Genomic DNA, 20902 nt, shown 5'->3' with positions numbered 1-20902 from the left:
TTACTTATACCATTTATATGTTTATTAATGGCAGCAAAGGTACAGCACCTAGTAATCAAAGGAAATCACCACATTTAGGTAAAACAAGGATACAACATCACCAATAGTAGTGATATTCTTAAATCTATTTAGCTATTTAACGAAATATGTCTCAACGAAACATCGGTTCAGCAAACCATTTCTTATAAATCTTCGATGTAAGAATATAGATAAAGAAAGCAGAGATAAATCCTGCAATTGCATCAATCAGGTAATGAGCCTGAATGTATACTGTGGCACAACAAAGAAGAAAATAGAAAGGCAAAAGGAAAGAGGCTAGTTTTCTGTTTTCCCTGAAAGCAGACAACATTAATATGGTCGACATTCCCACGTGCGAACTTGGGAAAGCTGCTGTTGGACGTTCACCCACTTGCTGTGAGCCATCAACCAGACTATAAAAGAATCCATGGGCATAATCTGGTCCGGGGAGTAGCTCATGATGGAAATTAAAATAATTACCTATAGCAGGGAATATTCCTTGCGACACATTCTCCATACCAATGGCAGGAAAATAGAACTGAGGGCCGGCAACAGGAAGAAAAATATAAATAAAATAATAGATAAAAAACGAAGTAACAATCACAAAAGACCATTTCTCAAACAACTCATACCGGTGAAAGAAATAGTATAATGCCACAACCAAAATCATTGGATAATAAGAAAAATAGCCCAGATTTAATGGTTCACTTACCCATTCATAAGGCAAATGCTTACTAAATTCTACAGCTGGCTGACAACCAAATATAAACTGTTCAGCAGAGGCGAATATGTGATCCAGGTTAGTGAATAACCTATTGAGTTCATAAGTATCCGGGTACCAGTAAGAAAGAAGCCCCATTTGAACTGCAATTCTTACAAAAGCTGAAAATTTACAAGGAGCAAGGCGATAAAGGTACATCAAGCAGAAGGTTAATACTGCAATTACGATTCTATCCCACAGCATTTGCATGGGATGACTCATTTGAGAAAACATAAAAAGAATCAATATTGATGTCAGAAGATTATATATCAACGAAATCTTCTCTACGGCGAATAACCCTTTCTGAGTCTCAACCTTCTTAAACAAATCTAAAGCCATCCTTCTTTTTTATACCAGGCAATTGTTTGCTTTACTCCTTTATCCAATTGATATTGGGGCATATATCCCAATTCCTCTATTAAAGGGGTAATATCACATTGCCAGTTTCTTTGTTTCATTATTTTGTATTTATCTGCATTCAGCGTACTGCTTTTTCCTGAATATGATGCAAAAAAATCAGCGCACAAAGATATAACTTTTAAAACAATTAATGGACACTTAACATGTATTACAAAAGGAATTCTTAGCTCTTTTTGAATTAAATCTGAAAAATCCCTGCTTGTATAGACTTTTCCGTCACTCACAAAATAAGATTTTCGGCAAACATCCTTCTCTATTCCAAGGAAGATTGCCTGAGCCAAATCGGCGACATACACAAATGTAAGGAGCTGTTTACGAAATCCGGCTGCAAAATCAATATGTTTCTGAATAGACTGAGCCATCATAAAATAATCTTTCTCGCGTGGTCCATAAACACCTGTTGGACGATAAATAAGATATGGAAAATCGGGAATTTCTTTAATATATTCTTCGGCATGCAATTTGCTCAGACCATAAGCTGTATTTGGCTTAGGAGTATCGTCTTCCGAAATTGGAACCATTTTCTTTTCATGGATAGGGCCAAATACACTTAAAGAGCTTAGATATATAAATTTCTTAGGAATCATATTCAGTTTGGTTAAGACCTCTATAAAGTTCTTCGTACCAACATAATTTACCTTATCAAAATCTTTTTTATCGTTGCATTTGGTTAAACCAGCAGTATGTATAATATAATCCCATTTGGTATTAGTCTCTTTAAAATCAGCAAGCTGCACTTTTAATGTTGCCGGGTGAGCAAAATCAAGTTCTATTAAATTGATATTATTGGCCTGTAATCCTTCCAAATTACTTGTAGCACGAACTCCAGCCCATACATCATAGCCTTTGCGTAACGCCTCTTTAACTATAAAGTTGCCAATAAATCCACTTGCGCCTGTAACTAAAATACTTTTGCTCATACAACCTGACTCTCTCTTATTAAAATAGTTCCCCTCTCCATAAACAACTAGCTGAGAATATACTCAGAGCTTACAAATCAAAAACTTGTGTTTTCGGCAAAGTTAACATTTTTATTCATTTAACGAATCTTATCACTACAATTTTGATTTTAGTACTGAACTTTCCTATAAATGAAGCACACTGAATACAATAATTTGTTTACTTTGTATTTAATAACTATAAAAATAGTATTTATGGCTAAAAAAGATAAAAAGAAAGCAGGAAAGAGAATGAAGAAAGCCCAGTTAGCTGACCTAATGATGAGCCTGTTTCAAACTAAATCGGGAGAAGTCCTTAACTTAAAATATATTTTTGCAGAATTAAATCTGAACACACATCCCCTAAAGATGCTGTGCATGGATATTCTTTACGAAATGCTTTCTGATGATTATATCAGTGAAGTAGAAAAAGGAAAATATAAATTAAATACTCGCGGAACTGAAATGGTGGGTACTTTCCTTAGAAAAAGTAATGGAAAGAACTCTTTCATTCCCGATGGAAGTGAAGAATCTATTTTTGTGGCAGAACGAAACTCCGCTCATGCAATGAATGGTGATCGCGTACGCATAGCTTTTTATGCGAAATGCAAGAATAGAGAAGCTGAAGGGGAGGTAATTGAGATTTTGGAACGTGCTAATACAAACTTTGTAGGAACATTGGAAGTTTCCAAAGCTTATGCGTTTCTGATTACAGAAAACCGTACCCTGGCCAATGATATATTTATTCCAAAAGATAAACTTAAAGGTGGGAAAACCGGTGATAAAGCTGTGGTAAAAATCACAGAGTGGCCGGAAAAAGCCAAGAATCCTATTGGTCAGGTTATTGATATTTTGGGAGTTGCAGGAGATAACACAACAGAAATGCATGCTATCCTCGCAGAATTTGGACTTCCATATATTTATCCAAAGGCCGTAGAGGAAGCTGCTGACAAAATTCCTGCAGAAATTTCTGAAGAAGAAATTGCAAAACGTGAAGATTTCCGTAACGTTACAACGTTTACTATAGACCCAAAAGACGCAAAAGACTTTGATGACGCACTTTCCATCCGTAAAATGAAAGATGGCCTTTGGGAGATTGGCGTTCATATAGCGGATGTTTCTCACTACGTAAAGGAAGGAAGTATCATAGACAAAGAAGCAGAGAAACGAGCTACATCTGTTTATCTGGTTGACCGTACAATTCCTATGCTTCCAGAACGTTTATGTAACTTCATCTGTTCACTAAGACCAAACGAGGAAAAACTGGCATATTCAGTAATCTTTAATATTACAGATAAAGGAGAAGTAAAAGATTCCCGTATTGTTCATACAGTAATTAAGTCCGATCGCCGTTTTACTTACGAAGAAGCTCAGAATATTATAGAAACAAAAGAAGGTGATTATAAGGAAGAAGTACTGGCTATGGATCACATCGCTAAGATTCTTCGGGAAAAAAGATATAGTGCCGGGGCTATTAACTTTGATCGTTACGAAGTGAAATTTGAAATAGATGAAAAAGGGAAACCAATCAGTGTATATTTCAAATACTCTAAAGACGCAAATAAGTTAGTTGAAGAATTCATGTTATTAGCTAACAAAACTGTGGCAGAAAAAATAGGAAAAGTTCCGGCTGGTAAAAATCCAAAGGTTCTTCCTTATCGTATTCACGATCTTCCAGATCCTGACAAACTGGATAATTTATCTCAGTTTATTGCTCGTTTTGGATATAAGCTTCGTACCAGCGGAACAAAGACTGATATCTCGAAATCTATTAATCACTTGTTAGATGATGTTCAAGGGAAAAACGAGGAAAATCTAATTGAAACAGTATCCATACGTGCAATGCAGAAAGCAAAATATTCTGTTCACAACATTGGACATTACGGATTAGCTTTCGATTATTACACTCATTTTACATCACCTATCCGTCGTTTCCCGGATTTAATGGTTCACCGTTTACTGACCAGATATCTGGAAGGAGGAAGAACTGCTTCGGAAACAAAATATGAAGAGCTTTGTGTGCATAGTTCGGACATGGAACAGATTGCAGCCAATGCAGAACGTGCCTCAATAAAATACAAGCAAGTTGAGTTTATGAGCGAACGTCTTGGACAAATCTACGACGGAGTTATTTCGGGCATTACTGAATGGGGATTATATGTAGAACTAAATGAGAATAAGTGCGAGGGAATGGTTCCGATCCGTGATCTGGATGATGATTATTATGAATTTGATGAAAAGAATTATTGCCTAAGGGGTCGTAAGAAACACAGAACATATAGCTTAGGAGATTCTATCACTATAAAAGTTGCCCGGGCAAACATTGAAAAGAAACAGCTTGATTTTGCATTGGTTGAATAATTCTTTCTACTTTTACAAAACCTTTTTTCCATAAAATTGTTACTTACGTATTAAGTTTTATTAAATAAATGAAGCGAAAAAAAACAATAGAGCCTGTTCCCTATGTTGAAATAGATAGATATGCCGGAGTGTGGTACGAAATTGGCCGATACCAACACTGGTATGAGAAAGGCGCCACTAATGTTTCTGCAGAATACATTCAAAAAGATGGTTATCTGGAAGTTATCAACCGATACAAGAAATCAAATAAAGATGGCGAAATTAAGGGTAAAGCTTTTATTGTACCAAATAGCGGAAATGCAAAACTTAAAGTTCAGTTCCATTGGCCATTTAAAGGTGATTACTGGGTTATCGATTTAGATGAGGATTACCAATGGGCTGTTGTTTCAAACTCTTCAAGATCCAATTTATGGATTCTTTATCGCAAACCAATAATTGACAATGAAGAATTACGCCCCATCGTTTACCGATTGGTAAATAATGGATTTGAACTGGCAAAAGTACATTGGACAAAACAAACTAACGAGATAAAAGAATGAAGACAGTAGTATTAGACGAACAGGAAAAAGTAGAAGAAATAATCTCCAGATGTGATATTTGTTATGTAGGAATGGTTGATAATGAAAACAATCCATATGTTATCCCCATGAACTTTGGATATCAGGATGGAGTAATCTATCTGCATTCCGGTCCTACAGGACACTCTATTGATATTCTAAATCACAATAACAATGTTTGTATAACTTTCAGCATTGATCACGAACTGGTATTTCAACACCCTCAGGTTGCTTGCAGCTATCGCATGAAAGCAAAAAGTGTTATCTGCAGAGGAAAGGTTCACTTCATTGAGAATTTAGAGGATAAACGAGATGCACTTAATATCATTATGAAACAGTATTCTGATAAAACCTTTGAATACTCTGATCCTGCAGTAAAGAATGTGAAGATATGGGAAATTCCTATTGACAGCATTAGTGCAAAAGAATACGGAGTACCTCATAAAAGATAAAGTTAAGGCTTTATTGTACACCTCAAAAAGGTTGTAGATATAATAAATTAGTGGTCGATAAATAGTTGTGTTACTATTTATCGACCACTAACACATTTTACTCTCAGCTAATCAATTAAGATTTAAATAGTGACAGATAGCAGAATGTTTATAAAATAATTATCTTCTTTGACGGCGAACAGATGCTTTTGGTGCAGAAACAGAAGAAGACTTCTCTTTTTTCACCTTCACTTCAGATACGGCCTGTGCTTTTCGTCTGGAACTCTTTATCGCTTTCGATTTAATTGAGGAAGCCGCTTTCTTACTTGCAATATTCTTCTGTGAGATTGTATCACTTTCCCATAAATGTTCCTCAAAAGCTTTCAGCTGACCTTCTATTTTTTTCTGCTCTTTTACCATAGCACTATCGGTAGTGCAATACTGTGCAAGAGTCTGATTCATCATATTGGTAGTTTTATAAATATCCCCACTAAACTGACGAGTTGTAAAATAATCATCCAGACTTATATTAGAAGTGTTATTCAAATTGCTAGTCATCACATTCATGCGAACCAGATAAGGACTAAGATCACTGTAGTTTAACCAAAACATAGGATATTTAGTTACTTCCATAGAGAAATCACCACTACGATGAAGCACCGGACAAATTGCTACCACCTTTGAATTGTAGGTTGATGAATGTTGATCAAAGAACCAAACCTCTTTTATAAAATAACTGAGAACTTCATTGCTGGGTATATCACTATTATCAAAAGTAAAAAGAGTATCTTTGGTCTGCGCATCTTTCTTTATCTGATAATAAATATGAAAACGGTCGAGAACATCTTTAAATTTCACTTTATTATCAGTGGTCAATACTTCTGTGCCATCCAGGCGGTATTCATAAGCAGGAATCTTGCCCTCTGCCATCAATTTAAATATTAAAGTAAAAAGATTCATTTTATCCCCCATCGGTTCCACAGGATAGTACAAGGCAGTATTCTTTTCCTTCTTCAGATCAAGCGTTCTGTAAATCTCACGTTTCCAAACCACTTCCTCAGGCATATCAAGTTGCCCGGTATACTGAGTTTGTGCTCTTACAGAAAGAATCGGAGCCGATTCCTTAACTTCTTGCTTAGCTTTACGCGCTTTAGGTTGCGCAGCTACCTGATACATACCAAGTGATGTGCAAAGAAAAGCCATGATACATATAAAGCGTTTCATATCTTCGTCTTTTATTAATTAACAATTACTTCCAGAGTTGTTGGGAGCAAGCGCTCAATACCATCAGGCCCTACAGCTCTTACCCTCGAAATATAGAATCTTTTTCCGCGAGACAACTTACGGAATACATCTCTTTGTCTTGCCGAAAATTTACTGCCGGTCGAAACTTCCGGAACAGCATTCCCCATATTATCAAAAAATACCGTTTCAAAACTGAGAACTCGGAAATTTACATTTAACAGTCCATCGTCAATTGCCGCAACAATACCATCAGTCCCCATAAGAAGCGCCTTAGAAAAACCAGTTCCTCCACGATATCTTTTAGGATTATCAGCACTACCATATTCAATGAACGGCATTGGATCAGGCAACTGACGTACACGATATACAAAATTACCCATTACCTGATTCCTTCCCCCTACGTTGGCAGTTACAGCAAAATTAGTCTGTCCAATCCTTGAAGGACGAACAACATATCCTCCCGAAACTTTTCTCAATATTCCATTACCATTAGTAATGTTCATTTGCACATTTTGATTTGCTACCCCCGGAACAGATACACTCATCGGATTATCATAACCTGCATAAAGCACGTTCATCATGGTTGCCGATACCGTAGCCGATGGATCTATCACTGTATATTTCTGAGAGAAATTACGTTTCAATATATCTCCATTACCCTTGTTCAATTCCAGATAACCAGTTAAGTTAAACTCTCCTGTATTACTGCAAATAGTTTCAAACAAGCCATTACGCACACCAGGCAATAATCTGTTTCCTATATAAATAGAAGGTTTTTGTGTGGAATCTACTGCAGCCAGAATAATCTGAGCACTGAATTTTCCTCCACGTACAATGGTTTGCGCATTAGGAATAACATAAGCATTCACCTCATTTACCCGGATATCTCTTACATCGATATTCTTCACTAAAGTATGAAGAACCTCACCCTCAGCATAGCGTATATCATTTTGCAGTTTAGTCAGTAAAGTTACTGCGGCTGCCACAGGGGTATTCTCAAAAATATATTCCTGCCAGTTCTTGCCAATAGTACTAGCCCTCCGAGGAACAGATGTGCTTAGATTACTGCTTATAATCTTTCTCTGTGTACTGTCTACAACCATTGTCAAAATGGCTTTTTTATACTTGTTAACCGCGTTATACAGTTTCTTGCCCTGTCCGGTAACCGGAGCTAACATAACAAAATTTGCAGCTTCAAGATCTTCCTGATTCCTGACTTCCGCTAAATTATTAGCATCACTATCAGCAACCTTTATTATTTTCAATTTCAGTTCATCTACATACTGGTAAAGAGAGTCCGACATTTTCCGAACATACTGCGCTCTATTAAACCATTCCTGTACCTTTTCCGGATTCATTTCCAGAAAATCAGACATATCTTTATACAAAGACTTATTCTGTTTCGTGGAATTAGCAGTTGATCTGTTCAAGCTCTCATCTACAAGTGAAAAACCATTGAGCACATCTGAAGAAACATTCAAAGCCAACAAAGCCATCAAGACGAGATACATCAAGTTTATCATCTTCTGCCGTGGAGACTCCGGTCCGATTGATGCCATATCTATCTACTTGTTTATAATTGTTGTTGATTATTCATGTTCACCGTCATAGCCTTCAGCATGCGAGCATAAACTTTGTTTAATTCTTCCATTTGCTGTGCCATTTTTTCGGCTTCTTCATTGAACTTCTCACTATTACCTGTTGATCCTTCATACATCTCTTTGATGCGTTTCAAACCAACGTTTACTTTATCTATTGTATCAATCTGAGAACTGATACTCTTTAATTGAATTTCATAAATAGTATTTAACCCCATCAGGTTACGGTTCAAGGATTGCATCTGATCTACATATCCAGCCGAGTTTGTAGTGATAGAATCTGAGTTATCACTAATGCTCTTATAAGATTTCAGTAAAGTATCTGAAACCTCAGCCAAAGCATTAGTTGCTGAATTGAAACGTTCCAATGTATTTGCCATTGATTCCAATTTTGTCAGATAGACAGATGTTGCATCTGCTACCTCAGGAGAATTAGCAGCTACCTCACCACTAATCATTGATGCCCAGTCCTCACCACCAGAAACAGGAGCACCACCAGAAACTGATGCTCTTTGTGCCTGCACACCAACCGAAGCATTCAGAGCACTTACCTGTGAAGATGCCGGAACAACCGGGGAATAAGTAGGTTGTGACACTACATCACCAACAGATTTCTTAGTTGCAGACTGATTTATTGCTTGTTGAACAACATTCGGAAGTTTCGTTTCCTCGGTACCATTATCAGCATCCGGCCATTCTTTCCTTTTAGCATAAGTAGTTCCTGATATCTTTATATCAGGAAACACACTTTCCCATTTATATGTCTTAGCTGGACGATCGAAGGCAGAGATAAAGAATACCAATATTTCGGTACCCATACCAATCCACAACATCATGTTTGCACCCGGCAAATGGGTTAACTTAAACAATACACCGGTAATTACAATAGAGGCCCCCCAACTATAAGCATAATTGAGTAAAACTTTTCCTTTATAGCTAGCCATAAAATCCTGAAATCTATGGAATAGCCCTCTCTTTTTAATATTGTTCATCATAGTTATCTGCCTTTTTTATTATAACCAACCTGAGTTCTCACACAGCGGAAACCTATATAAGATCTACTTTCGTTTTGATATTCATAAGAACGTGCATCAGATCGTACATAAGCAGCCACATCTTTCCAGGATCCGCCACGAACGGTTTTCTTCTTCATCACATAAGGATCTTCCTTCGCTGCGTTGTATTTTAGTTCGGGATTCATATCATTCATGGACAATACTCCTGCTTCTGTATAAACAGTAGAAGTCCATTCAGAAACATTACCTGCCATATCGTATAAACCATTTGAATTAGGAGAATAAGAACCCACCTTTGTTGATATCAGATTTCCATCTTTTGTGTAGTTTCCCCTACCCGGTTTATAATTTGCATAATAACAACCTTCATCCGATTTTGTATCTTTTCCTTTCCACGGATAAGCATTATCTTCCTTACCCCTTGCTGCAAATTCCCATTCCACTTCGGTCGGTAAACGATAACGTTGTAAATAGCGGGCAGCACCACGAAGGCCGGCTAACAAATAATTAGTTCTCCATGCACAAAAAGCATTTGCTTGTTCCCACGATACACCAACTACAGGATAGTCGTTATAACTGGGGTGACTAAAATAGAGCTTCATATAAGGCTCGTTATAGGAATTTCGGAAATCGTTCACCCAGCAAGTTGTATCCGGATAAACGTTCACGATATAACTATTCTGAAAATCATATAAAGATGAAAGTCTGCGAGTAATTGTCCTATTCACAATTCGTCCTTCATCATCAATATATGCAGTATCTTTAGATATCATTACCACTTCATCATAATTAACCGGAACATCTGTATTCTTATTCCTTTGAGCCGGATTTAATCTGTTTTTACGAAGCGCAGCCTGAGTATAATCAAAGTCTTCATAATAATAATTCATCTGGTCGGCATCAAGCATCCTTGTTCCATCAATCGGATGAGTTTTGTAAACACTGTTAATAGCAGCCTGCTCTTCTTCAGAAGCTCTTCTCCATGGAATAGGTTTTGCCCAATTGAGATGAGGTTTTACAGGATCGCCATATCTGTCTTCAGTTATTTTATATACTTCGTTTCCCCCATAGGCAGGATCTGCCAGACGTTCACGGATAATAGAGTCTCTTACCCAAAATACAAACTGTTTATATTTGGAATTGCTCACTTCTGTTTCGTCCATCCAGAAAGCATCTACAGATATATCTTTAGACGGAACAGACTTGCCCCAAAGGCTATCGGTTTCACTTGGGCCTACCTTTACTGATCCCCGCTTAATCAGCACCATACCATAAGGTGCCGGTTCATCCCACGCCACTGCACTTATGCCGGTCAGCTCTCCTCCGGAAGAAGACTCTCCCACAGGGGCACCGCATGAAATTAGTGCAACTGTTATTACTAAACTAACTATGAATAAGAGTTTTTTCATAATCTTATAAAATACGTATACTTTTATGTCTGTTTTTACTGTGTCCCGAAAAGTTTATATCAGTCGAATAATTTATAAACAGATCGTGGCTTCCGCTTCCAATCCCTATCTGCGACGTAAACATTTCGTAAGCATAGCCTACAGTAATATTCTTTATTTTTGTTCCAACTAAAAACGTGACTGATGTTGCAGGACTGTAAGAGAGTCCTCCATAAAGAGTCTTTTCGTTATAGTTGTAGAACATTCGTCCCGTAAAATCTACTTTTGTAGATACTAAATCACTCTTCAACAAGAATGATGGCTGTAACCAAATTAACGGATTTTTCGTTTTTATATTGCATCCTCCCGTTAAATAAATAGTAGGATCCACTTTAAACTTGTTATTCTCGCCCATCAAAACAGTTGGAGCAGAAAGATGAGTGACAGATAAACCGCCATAATATTGAGGATGTGTATAATAAAGACCTACGCCTGCATCCATACTTGTTCCGGAAACAGATGTTGCAGGGAAAGCGTCGTCATTGGTCTGGTCGCCTAAGTTGATATTTGTCGGATCAAAAGATAAATTTAATGCACCAACCTGCAGGCCAACACCCATTTGTCCTTTACCCAATTGCTTTTTATAAGAATATTGCAAGCCAACTATCTGATTTCTGAAAAGGCCGATACCTTCATTAAAAAGAGTTACGCCTACACCATGTTTACTTCCTAAGAATTTAACAGGCATATCGGCAGCAAAAAACATTGATTTCGGGGCATTGGTAAACCCCATTAATTGCTGACTGTAGGCTCCGGTAATAATTAGTTTGTCGGTTTGCCCGGCATAGGCGGGATTGTAATATCCGGTCACCGCCCAATACTGACTAAACTGCACGTCGAACTGTGCTTTGACGGAAAGAGAGCAAAGCAAAGCGAAACAAAATAAAAAGTATTTTATTAAATTCATCGAAGCGTATCAATCAAAGTAAACACCTACCTTAATTAACTGCTAAAAGGTTAATAAATTGTATTCCTGAAGAAAAATTAAAAAGAAATACGAAAACAGATAATGAAGAATAAGTCAACAAAAAAGGAAGGTAATTCAAAATTCCTTCCTTTAATAAGTTTTTAGTACTCTTCTTCGTTAAAGAAGAAGTCTTCTTTGCTGGGATAATCCGGCCAAATATCTTCTATACTTTCATATATCTCACCTTCATCTTCCAAATCCTGAAGATTTTCAATAACTTCAAGCGGTGCGCCAGAGCGCATTGCGAAGTCAATAAGCTCGTCCTTACTTGCAGGCCAAGGTGCATCTTCCAGTTTAGATGCCAATTCCAACGTCCAATACATAACTGTTAGTATTAAAAATGATTACTAAACTCGTGTTTTAATTTTCCCGCAAAAGTATAATAAATAATCTCATTTGCAAGTATTATCCCAAAATATTTCATTGCGATTTATATTTATATTCTGTTTTCGGGATAAAAGGAACAAATAATCGGACAAACGGTTCATAAAGACCATTATATTTTTATCAATAAAGCAACTCTTTGATAGAGATAATATACGCCTCTCCGCTCTTCGGCAAACAGTACGGCAAACGTGACAAATTGCCGTTCCTCTACACCCGCCTGGAATAACAAAACGATTGATTGGTGGCAATTGTTCATCTATCATGTCAATCTCCCTTTCTATTTCTTCAATGTGTGACGGCAAAATAATGCTACATTCCTTCAGTGGTGTTTTATCCTGATCAGTAGCCAGGTAAGAACCAACTGAAAACAGCTTATGCTGTATCTTCAAAAGGAATTCTTTATCCGCATCATCCTCAATATACGTCATCAGCAAACCTAGGTGAGCATTCAGCTCATCTACAGTGCCGTACGATTCTAAACGAATATCTGTTTTAGAGACTCTTGTCCCTCCTACCAGTGAAGTCGTTCCTTCGTCTCCGGTTCTGGTATATACATTGCTTTTTTTCATAGTGTTTTTATTTATAGTCCAGACTGAGTTTAGCAAAATTATATCTAAAAATTAACAATATAGTGTTGTTTTATTTTTTTTCTATCGAAGAAAATAATACCGAAATCGTAAAGATCAAACGTAATGCCCACCCGTTCGTCAAGCTGAATTTCTTTCCACCATCTTTTCAAAGCTGAAGATTTATGTATATCCTGAATTAAAAAGACAGAACCTGCATTGCTTTTACTGATGCATTGTTCAAACATTGACTGAACGGCGTTCAATGGATAATCTCCCGCATGAAGAAATAAAAAATCGAGTAAGTCTAGTTCTGATATTGCTCCCGAAACCAAAGCTGAAACATCGCCAAAGCGAAAATCTATATTGCCACTATAATTTTTAAAAAGAGTAGCAGCCAAAGTATTTGTCGGAGAATTCTTATCAACAGTTATGAAACGAGCATTTTTTCTACTGCATGAAAGATAAACACTGCCTGCTCCAACAGAAGTTCCTATTTCGAGAATAGTTTGCGGATGGGCATAATTAGCCAATCTAAAAATAAACTCATATATTTTAGCACTCTCAAGATAACGATTCCAGGAAGAAGAATACTTCTGACTGGTTTTCTCAATTAAATCGTTTAAATACTCATAATCGTAATATTGAGCTTTCTCATAGATTACTCCGGTTATCAGATTAAAGGCAAAAGGAGAATGCACTCCATAGCCTTTACGATGCCTGAATCTTAACAACCAAATCAGTATTCTTTTATAAAACATTTGCTTCTTCATAAGGTAAAAAACATATCGTCATCACATTCATCCTGCTTTTTATTAATGACAAATATAGTACTTTTGGTTTAATATAATTGAGGATACAGCTTATTATTAAAAAAGCTGGCGGAAGGTTTTAAACATCTTGTACAAAAGATTGTATTCTTCTGTACAAAACAATTCTTTCTTTTGTACAGAAGAATTAATTGTTTTGTACAAGAATTCATAGACCATTCGCCATATTAAATAAATAACTCAGCAGGTTATACAAACACTTCACAAGAGTGCTTATAAAGTTCTTAAAAACAACAAGGGCAGAATTTCGCTCCTTCACAGGACTAAAATTCCGCCTCTTGTAACACTAACAAATCTAATCTAAACAAACATATATTTTAATTCTAACTAATCATCTTATCTCTGCAGAGTTGCAGCCATCAAACCAATAATCACATCATTAGCTTCAGTCCCCAACTCCAGACTCTTTAATTCTTTATTCTTATTCAATGGAAGATCAAGTAATACACCGGCACCTCCTTTGATACTTCTTCCGTAAACACCTTCTATGTGAAGTTCCTTTTCCAGATTATCACTCACAATACCCGATAGCAGATGTAATCTGTAAGGACGAGGAGATTGAAGTTTAAACGCAGCTCCATCTACAAAATAATCTTGTTCGATAGGGCACCAATTATCCGGATTAATTAAGTTCAGCACTTCTGCTGATCCATCCTTATAAGTCACTTTTACAATTCCATTTACTATATGACTCTGCATGTGGTTTGTTGTACCCGCCAAAAGCAAATAAATATGAGAAGCTTTTCCATTTAATTCTACAGAAACCCTTTCTGGATAGTTTTTCCAGAGAGATGTAAAAGCAATATTATTACCCACAGTTGGAGTTCTGAAAGGCACTCCAAGAGTAGTTGACAATATTCCATCACGAACTTTAGAACGAACACCCGAGTCGTCAATATCCGCTGTTGTCTGAGGATGACACCATTCACCAATACCTTGCTTTGGCAACTGAAGCGTTGTATATGGTGAGCGTGGCGACAGATATTCATTTTTAAATATCTTACTTACCGAATCGTTCAATGCTCCATCCATATTAACCGGTTCGCAAGTGGAGCCGTTTACATCGACAAATGCCTTAAATGCAACTTTGTTTTCTCCTTTCACATTAATATTAACCGGCATCCACCACTCCATTTTTCCCTGAGAAACAAGAGCAAACAGTGTATGACTACCAGCCTCAGCAATTACATTACCCGATAAGTTATTACCAGAGATTTTTGCATTAGCTAAAATATTCTGCGGATCATAGATCTTCTTTACTGAACAATTCAGATTTACTGAATAGGAAGAACCATTCATAACAGATACTACTTCCGGAGATTTAACCAGCTTATTTTCTCCCCAAACAATTTCTATCTTGTTCTTCTTAGCAGAAGGAGAAGATATTTTCATTATTGGATATCCGGCAGCAGACTCAACAAATGACCACTTAGCATCTTTACCGTTTACCTTTACAGATTTAATTTTATCTGAGAGAGCACGAACTTGTAATTCCAAAGCCAGCTGCTTTTCAAATTTAAGTTCAACGTTATAAACTTCTGTATTATTAGTACGCTTAAAAGCAATATCAATATCCGGTGTGGAAATAGATGCATGATCCCAGGCTGAAGGAAAACCGGGGCGAACCAAAACTCGTCCATTCATTGCATCAGGCAACACACCAAAAAGTCCCTGAACAAGCGCACGGGAGGCAACTCCTATCGGGTCACCAAAATCCCGGTAGCATTCTCCGCGTGCTGCATCGTAAAAGCTGACTTGTCCGAAGTTACCCGGACTGCTACCCAAATACATTCCATCGAGAACCGAGCTCTTTAATAATTTAAATGCTTCTTCATTTCTTCCGGCTTGCCAGTAAGCAAGCGAAGTATGCATTACCTCGGCAAAAGCAACATTATTGATTGACCATGAATAAGGAAGCCAGTTGGTCGTGGAAACTGTTGCATAACCTTCATCCTTTAAACCTTTTGCAACAACCGGAATATGAGGAATCTCTGTATCTACATAACGGGTAGCCTGATAACCCTGGAATGGATTATGAATATCCGAGTCTATTGCATGATAGATAGTCCACACCGCAGCACTCTCATGAAGCTTCTTTTTGCCCATGAAATCTTGGAATTCAGCCCAATGTCCTTTGGAAGGAATCCACAGTCGGGTATTCAATGCATTCAAAATCTTCTTAGCCTCATCGGCATAAGGTTTAGGATCTTCTCCTATCTTGGCAGCAATCTCGGCAGCCATACTGTTGGCACGATAATTATAAGCTGAAGAGTGTGTAACCGCTCCACTGTTGTAATACAAGGCATCACTGGCCCAGATACAACAATAAGCATCATACAATCCATCATTATCCGGATCAAAGTTTCTTTTTTCCCAGGCTAAGTGACGGGTAATAACCGGCCACATCTGTTTTGCATAGGCTAAATCTCCCGTCCAATTAAAATGCCACAAGAGTTCATCGATATAACACAAGTTCATATCGTAATGATGCATCTTGTTATTCTCACGAGGATTGCGACAAATATAGCCATTGCTATACATCTGAGTACCCCACTTCTTTTCCGAACGGGAAAGATTCATTGCACTATCCTGAGTTGGATGAGGATACACAGCGGGAACATCAGTAACCTGACTTGCTGCATAAGCATTGAAATGAGAACGGGCACGATCGTGCCAGCCCAGTGCATCTCCTGTATAAGCTGCACGCCAACCACTAAGAGGCATTCGCCAACCTACTGCTCCGTGAAGCCATACTTCTCCACTCCATATACCATCTGCCGCTACAGCCAGTGTTGGACCAAGCGTATTAAAGTAAGGATCGGGAGTATTTATTTTAATTCTTGAAGCCAGCTGAACACGAGCAGCTTCGGACTTAGCAAAACAATCTGCCAATGCCGGATAATCTAATGATTTATCCAGATTTGAACTTTGCAAAGCCATATAATATGTTTTACCTCCGGCAACAGATAATTTTCCATCCAGTACAGGTAAATCTGTGGTAACATTCAATTTTGCATCTAAAGGAAATATTCCTTTCAACTGACGTGGTTCTTTTTTTCCAAACTTCAGGGTAAAACTGTTGCGGTCTATTGAATAGACATTACCCGCACAATATTCGGGTTTAAGATCGAAGCTGTCATAAGGATCAACACCCAAATCACCTTCCCGGCTGAATCGTTTATCGGCAGCACCGCCAAAGCGCCAGGTTAGAAAAGTATTACCTGGCAAATTATTCGTTTCAATTTTAAACACAGCACCATCGGCGCCATACATTGAAAGAACTGTTATACGAATAAATCCTTTTCCCAAAACAGGATCTTTAATAGTATATATACGCGAGCCGGCTCTATAACGGCTTTCAATATAAGATGCTTTATTTAGTGATAAAGTTTTAGAATCGCGGACAATTCCAAAGCTAAGGTTTCCACCCATTCGTGGGAGGTAAAGAGCAAATTCGGGCACATCACCTGTCTCTACACGAAAACCTGTATGATCACCGTAGAGTGCACGATTAAACTTCTTATCACCATTAACAATCACAAAGTCTTCCCCATCGGGAGTATAACGTAATTTACGTTGCGCTCCTCGCTGAGAATCATTAAGTGAAGCTAATGGCTGTGCAGAAGCTGTAATTCCCAAAAAGAGGAATAGCAGCATCTTCACTAATTTCAGATTAAACATATCTTTTTTATTTTATCAAGATCTGATTATTATTCATCAAATAGATCCTGTTAAGGCATTGGAGAAAGCCCTTCCCACTTCACATCCCAGTTTCCATCTTTAGGGAAGCCCGGATTCTTTTCCTTACAACCATCCCAGCCTGCACACATCATAGAGATAGCAGTCAACAAGCCACCATTCCCAGGAAGATAGATACGCAAACGATCGTCCTGATAATTGTGTCCGTTCACCAGATAAGTATTTGTGCGTTTATTCATCAACAGTGCACCAACAGCTTTTTCCGGTTCACCAAGGCGAGCCGCATTCATTGCAGTCATCGGATAATCCCATCCCCAGGTTTCGTTCCAGTTCCAGTTATCCCAGATCCAGTTTAATGTATTCTTCATATAATCTTCACGAACAAGATTACACTTAGGCAAGATACCTTCTGCACCAAGTACAGCCATGTGGTCGGAAGTAAAGCGAATATCTTTATATGTATCGAGTGCCGTTTCTGCTGCCAGATATAAAGTATCTTGTGCAGCAAGCGGAGAAAGCTTCTGTATCAGTTCATCCCATTTCTTATTACGTTCTTCACCGATACGTTCGCGCCATTTCTGAGCAACACTCATAGCAAAGTGCCAATAAGAAAGTTCAAAAGGAGGATTTACAGTTTCGGCAGCACGAAGAGTTTCCTGTGCAGGGATAGCTCCTTTCAACACAAAACGATCTTTATCTTTTTCGTAAGTAGCAAACGAGTACATAAATTCAGCAGTTTCCTGCACCAGTTTGTTATATTTCTTAAGAACCTCAGCATTAGGATTGCTGCGATAAAGCAGTTCGGCCATATAGATTAAGTGAGGCTGTTGCCAGATAAGGAATGAACCTACTTTTGAAGGAGCTTCAATTCCTGAAGGGTCTGTCATCTTCATCCAACGAATGCCATCAAAACCTTGACGTTTTGCAATTTCTTTTGCTATCGGATAAGCTTTCTCATACCATCCCAGCGTGCGGTCCAGAAGTTCCGGACGATTCCACAATGCAAACTGTGCCTGGTGCCACCAGATCATTTCAAGGTGGAACTTGCCAAACCATGAATTATAAGTCAGTCCGGTTTCTTGTGGAGGTGTAGAACCAGCACATTGAATTGCAAGAAGATATTGTGAAAGCACAACGCGACGTTCAAGTTCTTTAGCACGAGCATCTTTACATGCAGAAAAGTCTACTGCACCACCATTCTTCCAAAAGGAAGTCCAGTATTTACCCGACGCAGCAAATGTATTTGCAACACCAGGTTGCTTATCATATTGAATATTTGAAGTAAATAAACAAGTAAAAGCAAACTTATCTGATTGGGGAGTAAGTACAAAATAGTTTTTCTGCTTTTCCGATAGTTTCGCTTTTCCTTCCCACTTTATCTGAACATAATAAACTGTTTCACCAAGTTGTCTTTTAAGAATTGCCGAGTTTGCATCCTGAGAAACAACAACAGTGGTGTGAAGATCATTCTTTGTCCAGTCGCAAGCATCGTCACAATGTCCGCCGGTTGGATAAGGGAAACGGAAATTAACTGCAGGGCGCAATGATGAATTGATTTTTGCAGCAATCATATCCTTCTGAGGATGACAAGCTGTTTCCACTTGCACAGATTTGCCATTCAGGGTAAAGTTGCTTATTATATCACCTTTCCACAAATCTAATTTCTGGTTGATGTTAGTAATATCGCTTGCTTTTATATTCTTTCCTAATTCGAAACCTACAATTCCCAGGTGTAAACGATGAGGATTTACTCTAAACCAGTTGGACGCTTCTTTTGGGCGACCATCTTCATTAAACTGCGTTGAGTAAGGTTCTTGCTTTCCATGACCAAAATCATAGTTTTTCAGCGTCTCTTCATGTTTGTAATTATTAGGATTGGCATAACTGTGCCATCCCCACTGAGATTGAGTTCCTAGTGGTACTCCATTTGAATAGATTTCAGGGAATGTTTGCAAACCTGTAGCATCAACAGTATAAGCAAACTCTCCATTCCCTACTGAAAGAGAAGAAAGAGAATTAAATGCTGTAACCTGTGGATTATTACGGGTAACCAAAGCCAGACGATTAATCGGCGTTTGTTTTGCAACTCCGCTCACTGAACAGATGAGTGCTAAACAAGAATATAAAATCTTTTTCATAGTGTTTCTTGGCTATTTAGATAGTATTTTGATTATAAGCACAAATATAGACGTTTATTTTTCCTTATTTTATATAAACAATGACATTTATGCTGTGTTATTTGACTGTAAACTAACGCAAATACAAGATAAATGCTATCTTGTATTATCATTAAATTTTAATTATTCACCAATAAATAAAATCCATTGGTGAATGGCTGAAAAGCAAAGGCGAATAAAAAATAAAAAGCAACCATCACTCCATCACTTTCTTTGTGCATCTATTTGATTACTTGCTAATTAAATGGTGATGGTAGCATTTTCATCCATCACTATTTCCCTCACTTTCGAACCCATCCCTCACCATTTCGTGCCATTTCTTGCCATTTCCGGCAAAGGCTCAGGGGCGAGATACCATATACACAAAGAGGATTTTAATATTAATGGAAGTGTTTTTTCATTGAATCTCTTCCCAGAATCTGTTGATTGTGGTTAAAATAGTGAGAACAGAACTTTTTTCGTGATGTTTCAGTTAGGGATAATAACACTCAGCATATTCATTATTAAAGTTTTAGAGTTCAGACTCTGTCTCACGACCAAAACTACGATATTCAAGTGGTGTAAATCCTGTTCTTCTCTTAAATAAAGAGAAAAAGTGTTCTGTTGAAGTATAATTTAATTGATACGAGATTTCTTTGACTGATTGTGAGGTGCCAACTAAAAGTTGCTTTGCTTTACGCAACTTCAGTTCCTGAAAATATTTTGCAGGAGCATATCCGGTATAGTCCTTAAATATTTTTCTGAACCAGGAATAACTGATATTCAGCTTCATAGCAAGTTCTTCAGGATCAACATCTTTAAAGACATTTTCGTTCATAATAATTTTAGCTTGCTCTATTTTTTGATCCATATCTCCAAGCTCAAACATTTTATTCTTGGATATGGATAAAATCATTCCAAGCATATGCAATACAATTCCTGCGAGATATTGTTGGGACGATATCTTATCGGTTTCTGCAACCTCTATTGCACGCGAGAACAGATTTACCAGTTCTTCATTTAAACCAACTTCAAGAATCTGCTTTTCTGGTGACAAAAATGAATTTTTGACAATGTTATCAATCATTTCTCCCTCAAATCCTATGTAATATTCATTCCATCCGGTATGTATTAGTGGATGGTAAGTGTGCCATTGACCTGGAAAAAGAACCATTAAGCGGCCTTTACAAATTTGAGTCTCAGGTGTTGAATCAGAAGTGAAAAGTCCGCGGCCTTTTGTGATATATACAAACTGATATTCTCTTAATATACGGCCTTTTTGAGCATTAAAAAAATAACCTGAAGGATGGTCTTTCAGAGGATAAGGAGAATTTGGAACTATAGATTGAAAACCCACAGTATTAACAGACAGACCAAACTTGTGGTCCATGTCATTAACAATTAAATATTTAAAATCTACACCCAAATCGTTATAATCCCTTGTCATTGTTGCTTAAAGTGTTGTTATCTAGGCAAAAATAGATATTATTTCTGACAATGAAACG

At 37.6% G+C, this 20902-nt stretch carries 16 protein-coding genes; 3 read left to right on the top strand and 13 right to left on the bottom strand.

All coding sequences use genetic code 11. The features are described 5' to 3' along the window. Positions 1-151 precede the first annotated feature (151 nt). Both BUC21_RS11075 and BUC21_RS11070 read right to left on the bottom strand, forming a co-directional pair. On the bottom strand, positions 152-1117 hold the full coding sequence (locus BUC21_RS11075) for a phosphatase PAP2 family protein (protein WP_073402341.1): 966 nt from the start codon (positions 1115-1117) through the stop codon (positions 152-154). Further along, the gene (locus BUC21_RS11070) at positions 1108-2118 is read right to left on the bottom strand and encodes an NAD-dependent epimerase/dehydratase family protein (RefSeq protein ID WP_073402337.1); all 1011 of its coding nucleotides are present in this window, start codon (positions 2116-2118) and stop codon (positions 1108-1110) included. The genes BUC21_RS11075 and BUC21_RS11070 overlap by 10 nt, the downstream gene beginning before the upstream one ends. 234 nt (positions 2119-2352) lie before the next feature. Here BUC21_RS11070 and rnr point away from each other — a divergent pair, with 234 nt between their 5' ends. The 3 genes from rnr to BUC21_RS11055 all read left to right on the top strand — a co-directional run bounded on the left by rnr (position 2353) and on the right by BUC21_RS11055 (position 5506). After that, positions 2353-4497, top strand: coding sequence for a ribonuclease R (rnr, locus tag BUC21_RS11065; protein ID WP_073402334.1), 2145 nt, complete (start codon positions 2353-2355; stop codon positions 4495-4497). Positions 4498-4565: 68 nt separating this feature from the next. Continuing rightward, the gene (locus BUC21_RS11060; protein ID WP_073402331.1) at positions 4566-5036 is read left to right on the top strand and encodes a lipocalin family protein; all 471 of its coding nucleotides are present in this window, start codon (positions 4566-4568) and stop codon (positions 5034-5036) included. Beyond that, the gene (locus BUC21_RS11055) at positions 5033-5506 is read left to right on the top strand and encodes a pyridoxamine 5'-phosphate oxidase family protein (RefSeq protein ID WP_073402329.1); all 474 of its coding nucleotides are present in this window, start codon (positions 5033-5035) and stop codon (positions 5504-5506) included. The genes BUC21_RS11060 and BUC21_RS11055 overlap by 4 nt, the downstream gene beginning before the upstream one ends. A gap of 159 nt (positions 5507-5665) precedes the next feature. Here the strand turns inward: BUC21_RS11055 and porN are convergent, their stop codons facing one another. From porN to BUC21_RS10995, 11 genes are all read right to left on the bottom strand, one after another. After that, positions 5666-6709 (bottom strand): type IX secretion system ring subunit PorN/GldN, encoded by a 1044-nt coding sequence (gene porN, locus BUC21_RS11050; protein ID WP_073402327.1) that lies wholly within the window; start codon positions 6707-6709, stop codon positions 5666-5668. 14 nt (positions 6710-6723) lie between these two features. Then, entirely contained in the window at positions 6724-8289 is a 1566-nt protein-coding gene (gene porM, locus BUC21_RS11045; protein WP_073402324.1) for a type IX secretion system motor protein PorM/GldM, read from the bottom strand. A gap of 14 nt (positions 8290-8303) precedes the next feature. Beyond that, positions 8304-9323: a type IX secretion system motor protein PorL/GldL gene (gene porL / locus BUC21_RS11040; RefSeq protein WP_073402322.1), complete on the bottom strand. Its 1020-nt coding sequence runs from the start codon at positions 9321-9323 to the stop codon at positions 8304-8306. Between the two features lie 2 nt (positions 9324-9325). After that, entirely contained in the window at positions 9326-10753 is a 1428-nt protein-coding gene (gene porK, locus BUC21_RS11035; RefSeq protein ID WP_073402319.1) for a T9SS ring complex lipoprotein PorK/GldK, read from the bottom strand. A gap of 4 nt (positions 10754-10757) precedes the next feature. Beyond that, positions 10758-11699 carry a PorP/SprF family type IX secretion system membrane protein gene (locus BUC21_RS11030; protein ID WP_073402316.1) on the bottom strand — a complete coding sequence of 314 codons (942 nt, stop codon included), beginning with the start codon at positions 11697-11699 and terminating at the stop codon, positions 10758-10760. Positions 11700-11860: 161 nt separating this feature from the next. Beyond that, entirely contained in the window at positions 11861-12082 is a 222-nt protein-coding gene (locus BUC21_RS11025; RefSeq protein WP_073402313.1) for a DUF2795 domain-containing protein, read from the bottom strand. Positions 12083-12151: 69 nt separating this feature from the next. Further along, positions 12152-12715, bottom strand: a complete 564-nt coding sequence (locus BUC21_RS11020; protein WP_073402310.1) for a cob(I)yrinic acid a,c-diamide adenosyltransferase — start codon at positions 12713-12715, stop codon at positions 12152-12154. Between the two features lie 44 nt (positions 12716-12759). Beyond that, complete coding sequence (locus BUC21_RS11015; protein ID WP_073402307.1) at positions 12760-13485, bottom strand: O-methyltransferase; 726 nt, start codon at positions 13483-13485, stop codon at positions 12760-12762. Between the two features lie 393 nt (positions 13486-13878). Beyond that, the gene (locus BUC21_RS11010) at positions 13879-17223 is read right to left on the bottom strand and encodes a DUF4450 domain-containing protein (protein ID WP_394332757.1); all 3345 of its coding nucleotides are present in this window, start codon (positions 17221-17223) and stop codon (positions 13879-13881) included. Between the two features lie 50 nt (positions 17224-17273). Continuing rightward, positions 17274-19379 (bottom strand): hypothetical protein, encoded by a 2106-nt coding sequence (locus BUC21_RS11005; protein ID WP_073402304.1) that lies wholly within the window; start codon positions 19377-19379, stop codon positions 17274-17276. Positions 19380-19929: 550 nt separating this feature from the next. Continuing rightward, positions 19930-20844 (bottom strand): helix-turn-helix domain-containing protein, encoded by a 915-nt coding sequence (locus BUC21_RS10995; protein ID WP_073402299.1) that lies wholly within the window; start codon positions 20842-20844, stop codon positions 19930-19932. Positions 20845-20902 lie beyond the last annotated feature (58 nt).

Origin of the sequence: Bacteroides luti (assembly GCF_900128905.1) — a bacterium.
Taxonomy (GTDB): domain Bacteria; phylum Bacteroidota; class Bacteroidia; order Bacteroidales; family Bacteroidaceae; genus Bacteroides; species Bacteroides luti.
The sequence above is the reverse complement of the archived record's forward strand: the minus strand, read 5'-3'. Positions and strand labels throughout refer to the sequence as shown.